This is a genomic window from Streptomyces sp. x-19, from assembly GCF_046549115.1.
Taxonomy (GTDB): domain Bacteria; phylum Actinomycetota; class Actinomycetes; order Streptomycetales; family Streptomycetaceae; genus Streptomyces; species Streptomyces albulus_C.
On record NZ_JAJPWK010000006.1, the window covers coordinates 213,911 to 233,083 of the forward strand.

General features: G+C 72.6%; 13 protein-coding genes. 4 read left to right on the plus strand and 9 right to left on the minus strand.

Annotated features, from left to right (window positions below):
- Window positions 1–13: 13 nt before the first annotated feature.
- Complete coding sequence (locus tag ACLJT4_RS18045; protein WP_411123298.1) at window positions 14–265, minus strand: hypothetical protein; 252 nt, start codon at window positions 263–265, stop codon at window positions 14–16.
- A gap of 286 nt (window positions 266–551) precedes the next feature.
- On the opposite strand from ACLJT4_RS18045, the gene ACLJT4_RS18050 reads away from it, so the two are divergent.
- Window positions 552–2,279 (plus strand): TIGR03767 family metallophosphoesterase, encoded by a 1,728-nt coding sequence (locus ACLJT4_RS18050; protein WP_411123299.1) that lies wholly within the window; start codon window positions 552–554, stop codon window positions 2,277–2,279.
- Between the two features lie 97 nt (window positions 2,280–2,376).
- On the opposite strand, the gene ACLJT4_RS18055 is transcribed toward ACLJT4_RS18050, so the two are convergent.
- From ACLJT4_RS18055 to ACLJT4_RS18085, 7 genes are all read right to left on the minus strand, one after another.
- Window positions 2,377–3,111: a PRC-barrel domain-containing protein gene (locus ACLJT4_RS18055; protein ID WP_411123300.1), complete on the minus strand. Its 735-nt coding sequence runs from the start codon at window positions 3,109–3,111 to the stop codon at window positions 2,377–2,379.
- Between the two features lie 293 nt (window positions 3,112–3,404).
- Window positions 3,405–5,027 (minus strand): phosphoglycerate dehydrogenase, encoded by a 1,623-nt coding sequence (serA, locus tag ACLJT4_RS18060; protein WP_411123301.1) that lies wholly within the window; start codon window positions 5,025–5,027, stop codon window positions 3,405–3,407.
- A gap of 295 nt (window positions 5,028–5,322) precedes the next feature.
- Window positions 5,323–6,321 (minus strand): ketol-acid reductoisomerase, encoded by a 999-nt coding sequence (ilvC, locus tag ACLJT4_RS18065; protein WP_016575310.1) that lies wholly within the window; start codon window positions 6,319–6,321, stop codon window positions 5,323–5,325.
- 102 nt (window positions 6,322–6,423) lie between these two features.
- Window positions 6,424–6,948, minus strand: a complete 525-nt coding sequence (ilvN, locus tag ACLJT4_RS18070) for an acetolactate synthase small subunit (RefSeq protein ID WP_016575311.1) — start codon at window positions 6,946–6,948, stop codon at window positions 6,424–6,426.
- A 41-nt stretch (window positions 6,949–6,989) separates the two neighbouring features.
- On the minus strand, window positions 6,990–8,846 hold the full coding sequence (locus ACLJT4_RS18075; RefSeq protein WP_411123302.1) for an acetolactate synthase large subunit: 1,857 nt from the start codon (window positions 8,844–8,846) through the stop codon (window positions 6,990–6,992).
- 233 nt (window positions 8,847–9,079) lie between these two features.
- Window positions 9,080–11,974, minus strand: a complete 2,895-nt coding sequence (locus tag ACLJT4_RS18080; protein ID WP_411123303.1) for a putative bifunctional diguanylate cyclase/phosphodiesterase — start codon at window positions 11,972–11,974, stop codon at window positions 9,080–9,082.
- Between the two features lie 274 nt (window positions 11,975–12,248).
- Window positions 12,249–13,241, minus strand: coding sequence for a 2-hydroxyacid dehydrogenase (locus tag ACLJT4_RS18085; RefSeq protein WP_411123304.1), 993 nt, complete (start codon window positions 13,239–13,241; stop codon window positions 12,249–12,251).
- Window positions 13,242–13,329: 88 nt separating this feature from the next.
- On the opposite strand from ACLJT4_RS18085, the gene ACLJT4_RS18090 reads away from it, so the two are divergent.
- From ACLJT4_RS18090 to ACLJT4_RS18100, 3 genes are all read left to right on the plus strand, one after another.
- Complete coding sequence (locus ACLJT4_RS18090; protein WP_016575315.1) at window positions 13,330–14,370, plus strand: aldo/keto reductase; 1,041 nt, start codon at window positions 13,330–13,332, stop codon at window positions 14,368–14,370.
- Between the two features lie 118 nt (window positions 14,371–14,488).
- A complete protein-coding gene (locus tag ACLJT4_RS18095; protein WP_411123305.1) occupies window positions 14,489–15,709 on the plus strand; it encodes a PQQ-dependent sugar dehydrogenase in 1,221 nt (406 codons plus the stop codon).
- Window positions 15,710–15,785: 76 nt separating this feature from the next.
- Entirely contained in the window at window positions 15,786–15,980 is a 195-nt protein-coding gene (locus tag ACLJT4_RS18100; protein WP_411123306.1) for a DUF6191 domain-containing protein, read from the plus strand.
- Window positions 15,981–15,994: 14 nt separating this feature from the next.
- Here the strand turns inward: ACLJT4_RS18100 and ACLJT4_RS18105 are convergent, their stop codons facing one another.
- On the minus strand, window positions 15,995–19,096 hold the full coding sequence (locus ACLJT4_RS18105) for a helix-turn-helix transcriptional regulator (RefSeq protein ID WP_411123419.1): 3,102 nt from the start codon (window positions 19,094–19,096) through the stop codon (window positions 15,995–15,997).
- Window positions 19,097–19,173: the final 77 nt, after the last annotated feature.

Sequence of the window (19,173 nt, forward strand, 5' to 3'; positions counted from 1 at the left end):
GCCGACCCTCGGGTCAGTCGGCCGGCGACGGCGCGGGCCGGTCTCCCCCGGCCGGCGCCGCGCCGCAGAACTCCGCCTCGGCCACGTCGACGTGGAGCGCCGGATCCGGCAACCAGTCGGCCGCGCCCAGCCAGCTCATGTCCTGCTCGGTGGTGTCGTGGAGCGGGGCGTTCGGGGCCGGGGCGTGGAGCCGGCCGCACCCGTCCAGGCGCCCGCGTCGTCGACCCGGGCGGCGGGGGGACGTGCGTGCGCTTTGGCGCTGCATGGGCGGATTTCTCCCGTCGTCGACGGCGCGGGGCGCGGCCATGTGACGGGAGGGACGCCGAACTCCGTTGCGGGAGTGGAGCGTTGGCGGAGGCCCAAGACGGCGCCGCCGGATGCCCCGGAGTGCCCCGGGACGCCACCTGTTGTCCACGAAGCCGTTGTCCACAGGACCTGTTGCACCTCGCTACCGGCAAGTAGCGTGTCGGCCGACCGAGGGTCCCCGCTGCCGGGACGGCCCGCCGGGCACTGCTGCCTGCCGCCATGCGCCACCGCCCCAGGGGGATTCGATGACCGGGATGAACCGCCGCCAGTTCGTGTCGAGAATGTCCGCCGCGGTGGCGGGCGCCGCCCTGTGGTCGGCGACCTCCTACGACCAGGCGCTGGCCGTCACCGCGGCCCGGGCCGTGCGCACCAGGGGCACCACGCTGGAGCAGGCCGCCCGCCCGGTGGGCACCGGCGCGTACAAGCGGTTGGCGGCCGGGCCCGGTTGGCCGCTGGTGGTGCGCGGCGACCTGGCCGGCGCCGGCGCGGGCCGGGACGACCGGCGCACCGGGCTCGCCTCGTTCGTGCAGTTCACCGACCTGCACCTGGCCGACGTCGAATCGCCCGTGCGGTTCGAGTACCTGGCGCGGTTCAACGACAGCGCGTACCGCCCGCAGGAGGCGCTGACCGTGCGCGGCGCCTCGTCACTGGTCGAGCGGGTCAACGCGGTGCGCCGGGGCCCGTACACCGACCTGCCGTTCGGCTCCGTGATGGCCACCGGCGACAACACCGACAACCACGAGCAGATCGAGCTCGACTGGTACCTGACGGTGATGAGCGGCGGCCGGATCACCCCCAGCAGCGGCGACCCCCGGCGCTACGAAGGCGTGCAGAACTCCGGCAACGCGGCGTACTGGAACCCGGAGACCGCGCTCCAGGACGCCTACAAGGCCAAGGGGCTGCCGCAGATACCCGGCTTCCTGACCGGTGCGACCCGCCCGTTCACCGCACCCGGCCTGTCCGTGCCCTGGTACACCACGGTCGGCAACCACGACGACAGCATCGAGGGCACCCTGCCCGACCTCGGGCTGCTGGGCGAGCTGTACACCGGCGACCGGAAGCTGGAGGGCTGCGACGACGCCGCCGCGGCCCGGCTCGCGAACGCGCTCAAGAACGACCCGGCGCACGCCGCGACGCTGCTCGGCGCGCTGCTGTCCGGGGGCGGCGCGATCCGCAAGATCACACCGGACGAGCGGCGCCGCCCGTTCACCCCGGCCGAGTTCGCCAAGGCCCATCTGGACCCGGCGTACACCGGCGCGGGCCCGGTGGGCCACGGCTTCACCTCCGACGCGGCGGCCAGCGGTCGCCTCTACTACTCCTTCCCGCTCGCCGAGGGCGTCCTGGGCATCAGCCTGGACACCACCAACCGGGCGGGCTGGGCGGACGGTTCGGTGGGCACCGCCCAGCTGCGCTGGCTGGAGTCGGTCCTCCAGGAGCACAGCGGCCGCTGGTACGACGCCGACGGCCGTACGGTGCGCGGCAGCGGCGGCGACGCACTCGTCGTCCTCTTCAGCCACCACACCAGCACCAGCATGGGCAACCTGCTGCCGGACCCCTACCACCCCTTCGAGGCGCGGCACGACGGCAAGGCCCTGGTCGACCTGCTCCAGCGCTACCCGAACGTCGTCGCCTGGGTGAACGGCCACACCCACGAGAACCGCATCACCCCGCACGGCCACCCGGCGCCGGAACGCGCCTTCTGGGAGATCAACACCGCCTCGCACGTCGACTATCCGCAGCACGCCCGAATCATCGAGCTGGCCGACAACGGTGACGGCACGCTGTCCCTGTTCACCACCCTCATCGAGTCCGCGGCCCCGTACACCACCGACGTCACGGACACCTCCGACGCCGGGCTGGCCGCCCTCTACCGCGAACTGTCCTACAACGACCCCTACGCCACCCCGGACGCCAAGCTCGGCACCGCCGCCGACCACAACACCGAGCTGTTGCTCACCCGTCCCGGGAAGTGAGCCGAGGGACCCGGGCACCGGCCCGGGTCCCTCGGCCCCGGCCTCGGCCCCGGCTCCGGTTCCGGTTCCGGTTCCCGGTGAGCGCGCCCGGTCCGGTTCAGCGCGGCCGGTCCGTCCCCGGTCCGCCGCGCTCGTCCCGGCCGCGCCACGGCCGCTCGTCGTCGGCCGCCGCCTTCCGTCGGGGCGGTCCGCCGGCCTCGTCGGCCTCGGTGTCGAACTCCAACTGCTCCCCGGAACGCCCGGTGTCGTGGGGATCCTCGGCGCCGCGGGAGACCGCCATCGGGCGGGAGTCGTCCCGGGTCCGGGCGTCGGTGAGCTTGTTGCGCTCGCCACCGGCCCGGGTGCGGTGCTGCTCGGTGGGCTCCGCGGGCGCCCGGCCCGGCTGCCCCGCCTCCTCCCCCACCGGCCCCCGTGTGCCGGCCGCCCCGGTGGGCCCGCGCTGTGTTCCGGTCGTTCCGGCCGTTCCGGCCGTCCCAGTCGTTCCCCTCGGTTCCGTCGGTTCCGTCGCCCCCGGCCGGATCAGCCCGTAGTGGCGGTAGAGCCGCTCCTCCTCGGACGGATCGAGATGGCCTTCGGCGTCGATCCGCGGTGCCTGCTTGATCGTCGACTTGGTGTGCGGGACGTGCAGCTCGTCATCGGTGCGCCGGGCCCCGGCCAGCGGCACGAAGGTCTCCTTCATCCCGAACAACCCGGTCCGCACGGTGATCCACTCGGGCTCGTTGGTGGCGTCGTCCCGGTACACCTGCTGGACGAGGCCCACCTTCGCGCCCTCCACGTCCACCACGTGCAACCCGGTCAGGCTCTGCGGCGTGCCACCCAGGGGTGCGTTCATGACGTCCTGCCTCCTTCCGCGCGCACCCGCTCCACGGCACGCGCACTTCCCATTGCGCGCCGCGAACGTCGCCCCAGCGACCCGGCGGCACCGCCGACACCGGGCCCCGGCAGCCGCGCGACGGCACTGGTGGGCCGCCCACCACCGCCCCCCACTACGCCGTTCGGGTGAATCGTTGATGGATCAGCCGTCGCTCGTACCGGAGCCGGAACGTCCCCACGGGCCCCGACGGCAACGGGCCCGGCCCCCGCCGAAGCGGGGACCGGGCCCGTTGACCTGCGAGAACCGGTGGATCAGTGGGTGAGGTTCACCGCGCGCACCGAGGTCGCGCCGATCTCCTCGGAGATCTCGGCCAGCACGTTCGCCGGAATGGTGTCGTCGACCGTGAGCACGACCAGCGCCTCGCCGCCGACGTCGGCGCGGGCGACCTGCATGCCGCCGATGTTGATGCCCGCCTCGCCCAGGATCCGGCCGACGGTGCCGACGACGCCGGGGCGGTCGGTGTAGCGCAGGAACGCCATGTGGTCGGCGAGCGCCAGGTCGATGGAGTGGTCACCGACCGCCACGACCTTCTGGACGTTCTTGTGCCCGGCGAGGGTGCCGGAGATCGACACCTCCTCGCCGCCCGCCAGGGTGCCGCGCACGGTGACCACGTTGCGGTGCTCGGGCGACTCGCTGCTGGTGGTCAGCCGCACCTCGACGCCGCGCTCCTGCGCGAACAGCGGGGCGTTGACGTAGGACACCGTCTCGGCCACGACGTCCTCGAAGACGCCCTTGAGCGCGGAGAGTTCGAGCACCTTGACGTCGTGCTGGGTGATCTCGCCGTACACCTCGACGTCGAGGCGCATGGCGACCTCACCGGCCAGCGCGGTGAAGATCCGGCCCAGTCGCTCGGCCAGCGGCAGCCCGGGCTTGACGTCCTCGGCGATCACACCGCCCTGGACGTTGACCGCGTCCGGCACCAGCTCGCCGGCGAGCGCCAGCCGCACCGACTTGGCGACCGCGATGCCGGCCTTCTCCTGCGCCTCACCCGTCGAGGCGCCCAGGTGCGGGGTGCACACGACCTGGTCGTAGGCGAACAGCGGCGAGTCGGTGCAGGGCTCGACGGCGTACACGTCGAGGCCGGCGCCGGCCACCCGGCCCTCCTTGAGCGCGCTGGCCAGCGCCTCCTCGTCGACGATCCCACCGCGCGCGGCGTTGACGATGCGGACGCTCGGCTTGACCTTGTGCAGCGCCTCGTCGCCGATCAGCCCGAGGGTCTCGGGGGTCTTGGGGAGGTGGACGGTGATGAAGTCCGACACCTCCAGCAGCTCGTCCAGCGTCAGCAGCTTGACGCCCATCTGGGCGGCGCGCGCCGGCTGCACGTACGGGTCGTAGGCCACCACCTGCATGCCGAAGGCGGACATCCGCTGGGCGACCAGGACGCCGATCCGGCCCAGACCAACCACGCCGAGGGTCTTCTCGCTGAGCTCGACGCCGGTGTACTTGCTGCGCTTCCACTCGCCGTTCTTCAGCGCGGTGTTGGCCTGCGGGATGTTGCGCGCGGTGGCGACCAGCAGACCGCAGGCCAGCTCGGCGGCGGTGACGATGTTGGAGGTCGGGGCGTTGACGACCATCACGCCGGCCTTGGTGGCGGCGGAGACGTCGACGTTGTCCAGGCCCACCCCGGCCCGGGCCACGACCTTCAGCTTCTTGGCGGCGGCGATCGCCTCGGCGTCGACCTTCGTCGCGCTGCGCACGAGGACGGCGTCGACGTCGGCGATGGCGGGCAGCAGCTCGGCGCGGTCGGCGCCGTTGCAGTGCCGGATCTCGAAGTCCGGGCCGAGGGCGTCGACGGTGGCCGGCGACAGTTCCTCGGCGATCAGTACAACGGGTTTACCCGGGTTGGCAGTGCTCACGTGGTCTTCAGTCCTCATCTAGTCCGCTGCGGGTGCCTCCCACGCCCTGGAGGCAGTGGGGGAGGACGGCCGTCCCGACGGCCGAAGGCGGTGTGGGGGAAAGCCGCGTGGAAGACGCACGACGCTGTGAGCCTGACGCGCTTGTGTCGAGCAGTGTAGTGGCGGGGCCCGGCGCGGTCTGTGCCGAAGCGTAAGGATCACCCATGCGTGGTTCTACGCGGTGGACAAGGTGGTGCGGCGGCGCGCGTGAACGCGGCGCCGCCGCATGCGGACAGGGGGCCGCGAGCGGTGCCGCGACCCCCTGTCCCGGGGCTTACGCCTCGTCGTCCACCCAGCTCATCAGCTTGCGCAGCTTCTTGCCGGTGGTCTCCAGCAGGTGGTCCTCGTCGGCCTTCTTGTACTCGTTGTACTTCGGCAGGCCGGCGTTGTACTCCGCCATCCAGTTGTTGGCGAAGGTGCCGTCCTGGATCTCGGCGAGCACCTTCTTCATCTCGGCCTTGGTGGCGTCGGTGATGATCCGCGGGCCGGTGACGTAGTCGCCCCACTCGGCGGTCTCGGAGACCGACCAGCGCATCTTCTCCAGGCCGCCCTCGTACATGAGGTCCACGATCAGCTTCAGCTCGTGCAGGCACTCGAAGTAGGCGATCTCGGGCTGGTAGCCCGCCTCGACCAGGGTCTCGAAGCCGGCCTTGACCAGCGCCGAGGCACCGCCGCAGAGCACCGCCTGCTCACCGAACAGGTCGGTCTCGGTCTCCTCGGTGAAGGTGGTCTTGATAACGCCGGCGCGGGTGCCGCCGATGCCCTTGGCGTAGGAGAGGGCCAGCTCGAACGCCTTGCCGGAGGCGTCCTGCTCGACGGCCGCGATGCACGGCACGCCGCGGCCCTCTTCGTACTGACGGCGGACCAGGTGGCCCGGGCCCTTGGGGGCGACCATGCAGACGTCCACGCCGGCCGGGGCCTTGATGAAGCCGAAGCGGATGTTCAGGCCGTGGCCGAAGAACAGGGCGTCGCCGTCCTTCAGGTGGTCCTTGATGGACTCCTCGTAGACCTTGGCCTGGATCGGGTCCGGCACCAGGATCATGATGACGTCGGCCTCGGCCGCCGCCTCGGCGGGGGTCACCACGCGCAGGCCCTGCTCCTCGGCCTTGGCCTTGGACTTGGAGCCCTCGTGCAGACCGACGCGCACGTCGACGCCCGAGTCGCGCAGGGACAGCGCGTGGGCGTGACCCTGGCTCCCGTAGCCGATGACCGCCACCTTGCGGTTCTGGATGATGGACAGGTCGGCATCGTCGTCGTAGAACAGCTCGGCCACTTCGGGTATCTCCTTGGATCTAGCGGGGTGCCCACACACTATGTCGGGCAGGGTGGGGAAAGTCGGGGGGTCTCGCCATACGGTCCGAACGGACCGCGGGAATCAGGCCGTACGGTCCAGTGCGCGCAGCGAGCGGTCGGTGATGGAGCGGGCGCCACGGCCTATGGCGATGGTGCCGGACTGCACCAGCTCCTTGATGCCGAACGGCTCCAGCATCCGCAGCATGGCCTCCAGCTTGTCGCTGGACCCGGTGGCCTCGATCGTGACCGCGTCCGGCGAGACGTCCACGGTCTTGGCGCGGAAGAGCTGGACGATCTCGACGATCTGCGAGCGGGTCTCGTTGTCGGCGCGGACCTTCACCAGGACCAGTTCGCGCTGGATGGCCGAGCCGGGCTCCAACTCGACGATCTTCAGGACGTTGACGAGCTTGTTGAGCTGCTTGGTGACCTGCTCCAGCGGCAGCGACTCCACGCTCACCACGATGGTGATGCGGGAGATGTCGGGGTGCTCGGTCACCCCGACCGCGAGCGAGTCGATGTTGAAGCCGCGGCGGGAGAACAGTGCGGCGATCCGGGCGAGGATGCCGGGGGTGTTCTCCACCAGGACGGAGAGCGTGTGCTTGGACATGTCGTCTTCTCTCTTCTTCCGTGCGTCCGGTTCGTCCTGGCTCAGTCGTCTTCGCCGTCGCCGAAGTCGGGACGGACGCCCCGGGCGGCCATGACCTCGTCGTTGGAGGTGCCGGCGGCGACCATCGGCCACACCTGGGCGTCCTCGTGGACGATGAAGTCGACGACGACCGGGCGGTCGTTGATCGCGTTGGCCTTGGCGATGACCGCGTCCAGCTCGGCCGGGTCCTCACAGCGCATCGCGACGCAGCCCATGGCCTCGGACAGCTTCACGAAGTCCGGGACGCGGGTGCCCCGGGCCTCCGGGTTGATGTCCTCGGGACCGCTGTGCAGCACGGTGTTGGAGTACCGCTGGTTGTAGAAGAGGGTCTGCCACTGGCGGACCATGCCCAGGGCGCCGTTGTTGATGATGGCGACCTTGATCGGGATGTTGTTGAGCGCGCAGGTGACCAGTTCCTGATTGGTCATCTGGAAGCAGCCGTCGCCGTCGATCGCCCAGACGGTGCGGTCCGGCTGACCGGCCTTGGCGCCCATCGCGGCGGGCACGGCGTAGCCCATGGTGCCGGCGCCGCCGGAGTTCAGCCAGGTGGCGGGCTGCTCGTAGTCGATGAAGTGGGCGGCCCACATCTGGTGCTGGCCGACGCCCGCGGCGAAGATCGTGTCGGCCGGGGCGAGCTTGCCGATCCGCTCGATGACCTGCTGCGGGGAGAGGCTGCCGTCTTCCGGCAGGTCGTAGCCCAGGGGGTAGGTCTCGCGCCAGCGGTTGAGGTCCTTCCACCAGGCGCTGTAGTCGCCCTTGTGGCCGGCCCCGTGCTCGGCCTGGACCGCGACGATCAGGTCGGCGATGACCTCGCGGGCGTCGCCGACGATCGGCACGTCCGCGACGCGGTTCTTGCCGATCTCCGCCGGGTCGATGTCGGCGTGCACGACCTTGGCGTACGGGGCGAAGGAGTCCAGCTTGCCCGTGACCCGGTCGTCGAAGCGGGCGCCGAGAGTGATCAGCAGGTCCGCCTTCTGCAGCGCGGCGACGGCGGTGACCGCGCCGTGCATACCGGGCATGCCCAGGTGCTGCGGGTGGCTGTCGGGGAACGCGCCCAGGGCCATCAGGGTGGTGGTGACGGGTGCGCCGGTCAGCTCGGCGAGCACCTTGAGCTCCGCGGTGGCACCGGCCTTCAGGACACCGCCGCCGACGTAGAGCACCGGGCGCTTGGACTCGGCGATCAGCCGGGCCGCCTCGCGGATCTGCTTGGCGTGCGGCTTGGTGACGGGCCGGTAGCCGGGCAGCTCGGTGTGCGGCGGCCAGACGAAGGTGGTCTGCGCCTGGAGGGCGTCCTTGGCGATGTCGACCAGGACCGGGCCGGGGCGACCGGTGGACGCGACGTGGAACGCCTCGGCGATCGTCTTGGGGATGTCGGCCGGGTCGGTGACCAGCCAGTTGTGCTTGGTGATCGGCATGGTGATGCCGCAGATGTCCGCCTCCTGGAAGGCGTCCGTGCCGATCGACTTGGAGGCCACCTGGCCGGTGATCGCGACCAGCGGGACGGAGTCCATGTGCGCGTCGGCGATCGGGGTGACGAGGTTGGTGGCGCCCGGTCCGGACGTCGCCATGCAGACCCCGACCTTGCCGGTGGCCTGGGCGTATCCGGTTGCGGCGTGTCCCGCGCCCTGCTCGTGCCGCACCAGCACGTGCCGGACCTTCGAGGAGTCCATCATCGGGTCGTAGGCCGGAAGGATCGCACCGCCGGGAATGCCGAACACGGTGTCGGCCCCGACCTCCTCCAGCGAACGGATGAGGGACTGCGCGCCCGTGACGTGCTCGACGGTCGCGGGCTGGTGCGATCCGCCGGAGTTACGGGCCCGCGGCTGCGGATGGTGGGCCCCGGTGGCCTGCTCGGTCATCTGCGTCTCTTCTCGAAGCTGAGGGTTTTGACGGGATTTGTGAGGTTGCGATGCAACAAAAAACCCCTCGTGCCGTGAGGCAAGCGAGGGGAGCGCGTCGGTGTGGTCAGCTGGGTTCGTCAGGGTCCCAGCTTCAGCCGACGCGCTTTCCAAGTACGAGAATTCGGGTGCGCATGGCACTGACCCTCCCCCTCTAGCGCACCGAGTGTCAAGTGGGTGGGACGGAGGTCTCACTATTTGGGCGCAACGGGGGACGCCCCTGTCTCACCGGCCCCGGCCCCGGCACTCCGCCGGACCGGACGGCCGCCACTGAGCACCACGGACCGCCCCTGACCGGTCAGGTCCGGCACCGGGTAACTGCCGCGGGTCAGCGCCCGGCGGAGCCGGGGCTCGTCCAGCGGCCCGGAGAAGGCCAGGCCCATGCCGTGCGTGCACCCCATGGAGCGCAGGGCCAGCACCTGCTCGGGCAGGTCCACTCCCTCCGCCACCGCGTGCATGCCGAGGTCGGAGGTGATCCGCAGCAACCCCGCGGTGATCTTGTGGAGCCGGGCGGACTCCACCACCCCGTCGATCAGCCCACGGTCCAACCGCAGGACGTCGATGGGGAGCCGGCGCAGGGCGCTCATCGCGGCGTCCCCGCTGCCGAAGCCGTCCAACGCGATCCGGACCCCCAGACGGCGCAGCGTGACCAGCCGGCGCTCCAGGTCGTCCAGCGGGATCCGCGGGTCGCTTTCGGACAGTTCCAGGACGAGCGCGCCCGAGGGGAGGCCGTGCCGCGCGAGCAGCGCCTCGATGGCCTTCGGCGTCAGCGCGCGGTCCAGCAGGCGACGGGCGGAGAGCCGGACCGCCACCGGGACCTGGTGGCCGACGCGGTGCCGCACGGCGGCCTGTTCCACGGCCTCCTCCAGCTGCCACCGGCCGAGTTCGGCGGCGCGCTCGCCGCCCTCGTCGGTGAGCCGCCCGCGGTCGCCGACCCGGAGGAACTCGGCCGGGGTGAACAGGATGCCCTCGGCGGACCGCCAGCGGGCGTGCGCGGCCACCGCGGTGATCTTGCCGCTGGCCAGCTCGACCACCGGCTGGTGCAACAGGGCGAACTCGCCGTCCTGGAGGGCGGTGCGCAGCTTGCTGGCGAGTTCGGCGCGGTGCGCGACCTCGTCCTGCATCTGCGGCGCGTAGAGCTCGACCCGGCCCTTGCCGGCCTGCTTTGCGCGGTACATCGCCAGGTCGGCGTTGCGCAGCAGGCCCGCCGGGCTGATGCCCGGTTCGGCGAAGGCGACGCCGATACTGGCCGCGACCCGGACGTCCCGGCCGTCGATGCGGTACGGCTCGGAGAGCCGCACCCGCAGCCGGTCGGCGATCTCCAGGATGCGGAACTCGCGGGCCGCGAGGTCCCGGGTGCCGTCACCGGTGATGAGCGCGGCGAACTCGTCGCCGCCGAGCCGGGCCGCTATGTCGCCGGCGCGCACCGATTCCGCCAGCCGGCGGGCCGCCTGGATCAGCAGCTCGTCGCCCGCCTGGTGTCCGATGGTGTCGTTGACCTGCTTGAAGCCGTCGAGGTCGATGTAGAGCACGGCGGTGTCATGGTCGGTGGCCCGGCGGCCGGTGACGGCCTTGGTGACGCGCTCGGTGAACAGTGCGCGGTTGGGCAGGTCGGTGAGCGTGTCGTGGGAGGCGTTGTGCTGGAGCTGCGCCTGGAGCCGGACGCGCTCGGTGACGTCGCGGGAGTTGAAGATCAGGCCGCCGTGGTGGCGGTTGACCGTGGATTCGACGTTGAGCCAGCCGTTGCCGCCGGCGCGCTGTCCGCCGGCCCGGAAGCGGCACTCGATCCTGGTGGTCGGCTCGACCTCGGGTGCGGCGGCGAGGAAGCGCCGGACCTCGTGGACGACCCGGCCCAGGTCCTCCGGGTGGATCAGCGAGGCCAGCTCGGAGCCGACCAGTTCCTCGGCGTCGCGGCCGTAGACCCCGGCGGCGGCGGGGCTGACGTAGCGCAGCACCCCGGTCGGTGCGGCGATCATGATGACGTCGCTGGAGCCCTGCACCAGGGAGCGGAAGTGGTTCTCCTTCTGCGCCAACTCCTGGGTGAGGGTGATGTTGTCGAGCAGCATGATGCCCTGTCGGACGACCAGGGCCAGGACCACCGTGCACCCGGTGAAGAGCACCACGCGGTCGATGCGCCGCCCGTCCAGGACGTTGGTGAGGATGCCCAGGGTGCAGACGGCGGCGGCGAGGTACGGGGTCAGGGCGGCCAGCGAGCCCGCGATGGGGCGGCTGCCGGACGGCAGCGGGCGGCGCGCCGCGAGCCGGGCCTCCTCGGCGGCGGCCTCCGCGCCGGTCCGGCGGCCCACCCACGGGGCGTAGGCGAAGAGCATCGAGCCGGCGAACCAGCCGGCGTCGAGGATCTGGCCGGAGCGGTAGTGGTCGTGCAGCAGCGGGGAGCTGAACAGCGCGTCGCACAGCACCGTCACCGCGAGCGCGGCGATCGCGGTGTTGATCGCGGAGCGGTGCACGGAGGAGCGCCGGAAGTGCAGCGCCAGGACCATGCTCACCAACACGATGTCCAGCAGCGGGTAGGCCAGCGAGAGGGCGCTCTGGGCGACCGTGCGGCCCTGGAAGTGCGCGGTGTGCGCGAGCGCGAGGCTCCAGGACAGGGTCAGCAGCGAGCCGGCGATCAGCCAGGCGTCGAGCCCGAGGCAGACCCAACCGGCCCTGGTCACCGGCCGCTTGGCGAGTACCAGCAGACCGACGATGGCCGGCGGCGCGAACAGCAGGAAGCAGAAGTCGGCCATGGACGGGCTGGGGACCTCGGCGACCCGGACGACTTCGTACCAGCCCCAGACGCCGTTGCCGAGGCCGGCCATCCCGGAGGAGATGGCGAACAGGACCCAGGCCGGGCGGAAGGGGGTGGCGTACTTGCGGGCGTACAGGCCGCAGGAGACGGCCGCGACGAGGGCCGCGAAGCTGAGCCCGAAGTCCCCCATGATCGCGGCGGTCCGGGGCGACCCCCAGCCCATCGTGGAGCCCACGGCATAGCCCCCGCAGACGACGGCCAGCGCGACCTGCGGCACCGGGCTCGGGGCACCTGAGGTCTGCGCGGGCGAGCGCGAGAGCATGGCCCCCGGGGCGCTCACCGTGCTCTTCCGTTCTTCCGTGCCGGGCCGCGTCGGGAACGGCGCGTCCGTGGCCCCGGTGACATTGCTGCGGGCGGTCGTGGATCGCGTGGCTCGCGGATCATCCATCGGCAGTACATCGCCCGTCGCCCCCCTCGGTTCCGGATCTTTCGTATCGCGCCGTGACGATCCCGGCGCATCCCCGCTCGGGACGATACACCAGATCCGTCACTCAGGGACATAGTGCCTCTACGGAGCGTGACAACCTGGGGATTTGTGGATACAGAGCGCAGTCCTACGGCCTCGTAGAGCGATCCACTCGGGATTCCGGTGCGGTGGCGACGACGTGCCGGACGGGCTCGCCGGCCGCGAAAAGCGCCAACTGACCGCGCAGGAGCCGCTTCGCACGGGGCAGGAAGGCAGAGCTGGGACCCCCGACGTGTGGAGTGACGAGCACGCCGGGAGCGTGCCACAGCGGGTGGCCGGCGGGCAGGGGTTCCGGATCGGTGACGTCGAGGGCGGCCCGGAGTCGTCCCGACTCCAGTTCGGCGAGGAGCGCCGCGGTGTCGACGACCGCGCCGCGGGCGACGTTCACGAGGAGTGCGCCGTCCTTCATCCGGGCCAGGAAATCGCGTCCGACCAGGCCACGCGTCTGCTCGGTGAGGGGGGTGGCGAGGATGACGACGTCCGCCGCGGGCAGGAGGGCGGTCAGCTCGGACAGTGGATGCACCGGACCGCGCACGGTGTCACGGGCGGTGCGCGCGATGCGCATGACCCGCGCGCATTCGAAGGGCATGAGCCGGTCCTCGATGGCACTGCCGATCGAACCATAGCCCACAATGAGGACCGACTTGTCGGCGAGCGCCGGTCGGAACTCCGGCCGCCACTCCCCCGCGTCCTGCGCCCTGACGAAGCCCGGGACGCCGCGCAGGGCCGCCAGCGTCAGGGTGAGCGCGAGTTCGGCGGTGCTGGCGTCGTGCAGTCCGCGGGCGTTGCACAACTGGGCGCCGGACGGCAGGCCGTCGAGTGCGGGGAGCATGTGCTCGACGCCGGCCGTGAGGGTCTGCACCACGCGCACCCGGTCCATCCGCAGCAGCGGGCGCAGGCAGACGTCGGCGGGCTTCATGTACGGGACGACGTAGAAGACGCACCGGGCGGGGTCGGCCGGGTACGTGGGGCCGGCGTCCCAGTGGACGTAGTGGAGGCCGTCGGGGAGGCCGTCGATCTCGTCCGGCGGGATCGGGAGCCATACGTCGCCGGAGGCTGCGTGCGGGTCTGCTGTTGCCATGGCCCGAGGCTATGCGAAGAGACGTTTGGTTCAGACGTTAGTTTGGACTGGCCCTTGATCGGGGGGCGAGGGACGGAGGCACGACCAGGTGGAGCGCAGGACAATCGGCGCGGCGGCCCTGGAGGTGGGCGCGATCGGGCTCGGCTGCATGCCGATGAGCTGGGGCTACAGCGAGTCGCAGCGCAGCGGGGAGGGGTCGGTGCGGGCGCTGCACGCCGCCCTCGACCGGGGGTGCAGCCTGTTGGACACCGCGGACATGTACGGCCCGTTCACCAACGAGTTGTTGGTGGGGCGGGTGCTCAAGGAGCGGCGGCAGGACGCCTTCGTGTCGACCAAGTGCGGGCTGCTCGCCGGGGATCAGCACATCGTCGCCAACGGGCGCCCCGGCTACATCAAGCGTGCCTGCGACGCGTCGCTGCGGCGGCTGCAGACCGACCACATCGACCTCTACCAACTGCACCGCGCGGACCCCGAGGTGCCCGTCGAGGAGACCTGGGGGGCGATGGCGGAGCTGGTCGCGGCCGGGAAGGTGCGGGCGCTGGGGCTGTGCGCGGTGGGGGCGCGCGCCGCGCGCACGCCGCGGGCCCTTCGGGACGGGCGGCTGGTGCCCGGGGGCCGGGGGCTGCGCGGTTCCGGGCTGCACGCCGGGACGCTGCGCCAACTGGAGCGCGTCCAGCAGGTGTTCCCGGTGAGCAGCGTGCAGGCGGAGCTGTCGGTGTGGTCGCCGGAGGCGCTGGTGGAGCTGTTGCCGTGGTGCGAGTCGCGCGGGGTGGGGTTGCTGGCGGCGATGCCACTGGGCAACGGTTTCCTGACCGGCACCCTCACCCCCGGGCAGGGCTTCGAACCGGAGGACATACGGGCCCGGCACCCGCGGTTCACCGCCGAGATGATGGCCGCCAACCAGCCGGTGGTGGCCGGGCTGCGCCGGGTCGGCGCCCGTTACGGGGCGACTCCCGGGCAGGTGGCGCTGGCCTGGGTGCTGGCGCAGGGCAGCCACGTGGTCCCCGTGCCGGGCACGAAGAAGGAGCGCTGGGTGGCGCAGAACGCCAACGCCGCGGAGCTGGCGCTCGCCCCGGAGGACCTGCGGGAGATCGCCGCGCTGCCGCGGGCTCGGGAGTCGTGGTACTAGGGCACCGCGCGGGGTGTCGGGGTGTGCCTCCCGTGAGGGGTGGGAAGGGCGCCGGGCGGGGTTGAGCGGGTGGGACCGTGCGGCGGGTCGGGCGCGTGGGTCCGGTGGGTGGCGGGTGATGTGGTGTCCTGGTCCGGCCCGCCGCCGACGAGAGGATCCTGCCGTGCAACGCCGTTCCCGCAAGGCCGTGTTGGCCGCCGCCTGTCTGCTGCTGGTGGCCGGATGTTCGTCCGGCGGGGGGCCGGCGGCGGGGGGTACGGGGTCCGTCGGGCCGGCGCACCGGCCCGGGTCGCCGGCGCCGAGTCCGTCCGCGTCCGCCGTGGTGCCGCCCGCCAAGGGGACGGTGCGGGTCACCGGGACGCTGGCCACCGGCCTGAAGTCGCCGTGGGGGGTGGCGGTGTTGCCCGGCGGGGACCTGCTGGTCGGCGAGCGGGACACCGGGCGGATCGTGCGGGTCGCCGCGCACGGCGGGAAGGTCACCGAGGTGGGCTCGGTCCCGGGGGCGGCGCCCGGCGGTGAGGGCGGCCTGCTGGGGCTCGCGGTGGCCCCGTCGTTCGGCTCCGACCACCAGGTGTACGCGTACTTCACGACCGCGTCCGACAACCGCATCGCGCGCATGATCTACGACGAGCGGCGGGACCCCGGCAACCAGTTGGGCGCGCCCAACACCGTCTTCAAGGGCATCCCCAAGGGCCGCTTCCACAACGGCGGGCGGCTGGCGTTCGGCCCGGACCGGATGCTTTACGCGAGCACCGGCGAGACCGGCGACAAGGCGCTGGCCCAGGACAAGAAGTCGACGGCCGGGAAGATCCTGCGGATGACCCCGGACGGCGAGCCGGCGCACGGCAACCCGGAGCCCGACTCGGTGGTGTACGACTACGGCCACCGCAACGTCGAGGGGCTCGCCTGGGACGCCGACAGGCGGCTGTGGGCCTCGGAGTTCGGGCAGGACGCCTGGGACGAGCTCAATCTGATCGAGCCGGGGCGGAACTACGGCTGGCCGCAGGTCGAGGGGAAGCGGAAGGGCGGTGCGGTGCCGCCGGGGTACGCCGATCCGGTGCTGGTGTGGAAGCCCGCGGACGCCTCGCCCAGCGGACTGGCGTACGCCAGGGGCTCGCTGTGGATGGCGTCGCTGCGCGGCGAACGGCTGTGGCGGATCCCGCTCGACGGGACGAAGCCGGTGGCCGCACCGCAGGCGTTCCTGACCGGCGCCCACGGGCGGCTGCGGACCGTGGTGGCGGCGGATGACGGGGCGTTGTGGCTGGTCACCAGCAACACCGACGGCCGGGGCCGGCCCCGCAAGGGGGACGACCGGATCCTCCGCCTGGTGGTGAGCTGATCCCCTTGTGGGCGGTCTGCGTAGACTCGGTGCCGGGGACGGGTGCATCCGCAGTGATCGCGCCGAAGGGGGCACCGTGTTCAACGTCGTGGAAGAACTGTTCGCGCCCGGCCGCAAGCACACCGACGAGGAGCGCCAGCGGATGTCGCTGGTGCTCGACGACGTCGGCGACGGGGACCCCGGGACGGGGCCGATAGACCTGGCGTCCGGGGTCGTGGTCGTCCGGTCGCGGCCGCAGCCGCCCGCACCGGACGGCGGCGCGGGCGGCTGACCGCCCGGCCGGGCCTACGCGGTCGGCGCCGGGTCCTTCTCCGGCGCCGGCTCGGCGAACAGCCGCAGCCGGTGGGCGACCGCGCCCGCCTCGCCGCGCCCGGAAACGCCCAGCTTGGCGAGGATGTTGGAGACGTGGACGCTGGCGGTCTTCGGCGAGATGAAGAGCGTGTCGGCGATCTGGCGGTTGCTGCGGCCGTCGGCGACGAGACGGAGCACGTCCCGCTCGCGGGGCGTCAGCCCCAGGGACTCGGCGGGGGCGGCGGGCGGCGGTGCGCCGGCCGCGGCGCGGGCCGTCCCCGGTGCCGGTCGGCCGGCGAGGGGTATCCGGGCGCGCTGGGCGAGGAGTTCGAGTTCGCCGACGAGGGGGCGGGCGCCGAGGTCGACGGCGGCGGTGTGCGCCTGGCCGAGCAGCAGCACCGCGACCTCGCGGGGGGTGCGGCCGTCCAGACCGGCGGTGGCCCGCTCGGTGCCGTGCAGCAGCGACTCGGCCCAGCGGCGGCAGCACCACGCCAGTTCGTGCGGCCGCTCCACCGGGGTGAAAGCGGCGACCGCCTCGGCCCAGGCGTCCGGGGAGTCCCGGCCCTCGGCGCGGCGGAGTTCCGCCGCGACCGCCGTGCCGTAGGCGTCCCACACCGGGGAGAGCCGGGCCAGCCGCTTGGCGGCGTCCCGGATGCGGGCGAGGATCTCGGGCCGGCCGGGGTCGGCGGCGGGCAGCCCGCGGGCGTCCGCCTCCGCGGTGACCGCCGACCACAGCAGCGGCCAGGCGTAGCGGTGCAGGCCGGGGGCGAAGCCGGCGTCCAGCGCGGAGCGCACGAGGAGGGTGCGGGCGTCGAGGATCCGGCCCTGTCGGGCGGCCAGCCGCAGGGCGTGCCGGACCATGGGCAGGGCGTGCTGTGGCTGGGGGTCGTGGGTGCCGTAGTGCTCCTGGGCGAAGGCCAGTTCGCGCTCGGCTGCGGTGAGGTCGCCGGTGTCCAGGGCGAGGACGGTGAGGCGGCTGGCGGCCAGGGCGAGGGCGAGGGAGTTCTGGGCGAGGCGGCGGGCTTCGGTGGCCGCCTGCCCGGCCTCCGGCCAGCGGCCGAGGGACTGGAGCGATTCGGAGCGGTTGCTCAGCACCCAGCTGGTGGAGTTCTTCAGGCCGTAGCGGGTGGTGAGTTCGGTGCCCTGGTCGGTGACCTCGACGGCTTCGCGGGAGCGGCCGACGCCCTCCAGGGTGCCGGGGAGGTTGACGTGGCCGCGGCCGATGACGGCGAAGTAGCCGCGCTCGACGGCCCGGTCGAGGGCGGTGCGGAACTCGGTGAGGCCCGCCTCGACGTCCCCGGCGTCCACCGACAGTCCGGCGAGCGTCACCCGGGAGTTGAGCTCGGCCTCCTCGTCGCCCACCAATCGGGCCAGTTCCACGGCCCGTTCGGCGGTGGTGAAGGTGCCGGGGCCCGGTTCGTGGAGCATCTGCCAGCTGGCGACGGCGGCCGTCACGGTGGCGTGCACGGAGGACGGCGGCAGTCCGCGCATCAGCTCCTGGGCGCGGCCCAGGTCCTCCCAGCCGTCGCCGCGGCCGGTGCCCTGGCAGAGCCGGGAGCGCTGCATCAGGAACCAGGCGGTGCGCAGGGGGTCGTTCTCGGTGCGCAGTCGGCGCAGCGCCCGCTTGGTGATCATGAAGGCGCGCTCGCTGTCGCCGGACAGGCGGGCGGCCACCGCGATCTCGGCGAGCAGGTCCAGGAAGCGCAGGGCGTCGTCGTCGCAGCCGCAGGCCGGGTAGCCCTCGGCGTAGTCGAGCGGGCGGACGCCCCGGCGGACCTCCGGCGGGGCGTCGTCCCACAGCTCCAGGGCGCGGTCCAGCAGGCGCAGTTGCTCGGCGTAGGCGTGGCGGCGGCGGGCCTGCACGGAGGCGGCGAGGACGGCGGGCAGTGCCTTGGCGGCGTCGTGGGCCTTGTACCAGTAACTGGCCAGGCGGGTGGCGCCGACCTCGGCGCGGACCAGGCCGGGGTCGGCTTCCAGTGCCTGGGCGTAGCGGCGGTTGAGGCGGGTGCGCTCACCGGGCAGCAGGTCGTCGACGACGGCCTCGCGGACCAGGGCGTGCCGGAAGCGGTAGCCGGTGCCGTCCTGGGTGGGGACGAGGGTGTTGCTGCCGACGGCGGCCCGGAGCGCCTCGATGAGGTCGTCCTCGGGCATCTGGCAGACGGCGGCGAGGAGTTCGTGCTCGACGGTGGAGCCGGCCTCGGCGGCGATCCGCACCACCCGTTGGGCGTCCTCGGGCAGCGCCTCGACGCGCACCAGCAGGAGGTCGCGCAGCGGGTCGCTGAGGCCGTAGAGGCAGCCGTCGGCGAGGCCGCGGGCCAGTTCCTCGACGAAGAAGGCGTTGCCCTCGGAGCGCTTGAAGACGCGGTCGACGGTGTCCTCCGCGGGCTCGCTGCCGCGGATCCCGGCGATCTGGGAGCGGACCTCGTCGCGGTTGAAGCGGCCCAGTTCGATGCGGCGGACGGTGCGCATCCGGTCGATCTCGGCGAGGAAGGGGCGCAGTGGGTGGCGACGGTGGATGTCGTCGGAGCGGTAGGTGGCGATCAGGACGATGCCGGCGTCGTGCAGGGCGCGCAGGAGGTAGGCGAGCAGTTCGCGGGTGGAGCGGTCGGCCCAGTGGAGGTCCTCGACGACGATGACCAGGGTGCGGTGGGTGGCGAGCCGCTCCAACAGGCGGGCGGTGAGCTCGAAGAGCCGGGCCCGGCCGATCTCCTCGTCCCTGATCTCCCCGGCGGTCTCGCCGAGCTCCGGGAGGATGCGGGCCAGTTCGCCCTCCTGGCCCGCGACGGCCGCGGCGAGTTCGTCGCGCAGGTGGGCGTTGAGGGTGTGCAGGATCGAGGAGAACGGGGCGAACGGCAGGCCCTCGGAGCCGATTTCGATGCAGCCGCCGAGCGCGACCTGCGCGCCGCTGCCGCGGGCCGTCTCGCAGAACTCCTCGATGAGGCGGGTCTTGCCGACCCCGGCCTCGCCGCCGATCAGCAGGGCCTGGGGCTCGCGGGACGCGCCGGCCCGCGCCAGCGCGTCGCCCAACTCGGTGAGTTCGGGCGCGCGGCCGACGAAGACGGGGCTGATGGGTCTGCTCTCCACGGTGCCGAGCATCGCACAGGGGTCCGACACTGCGGCAGTGGTTTCCGGCACACCGGGGCCGTTCCCGCTGGTCCGCACGGTCATGGTGC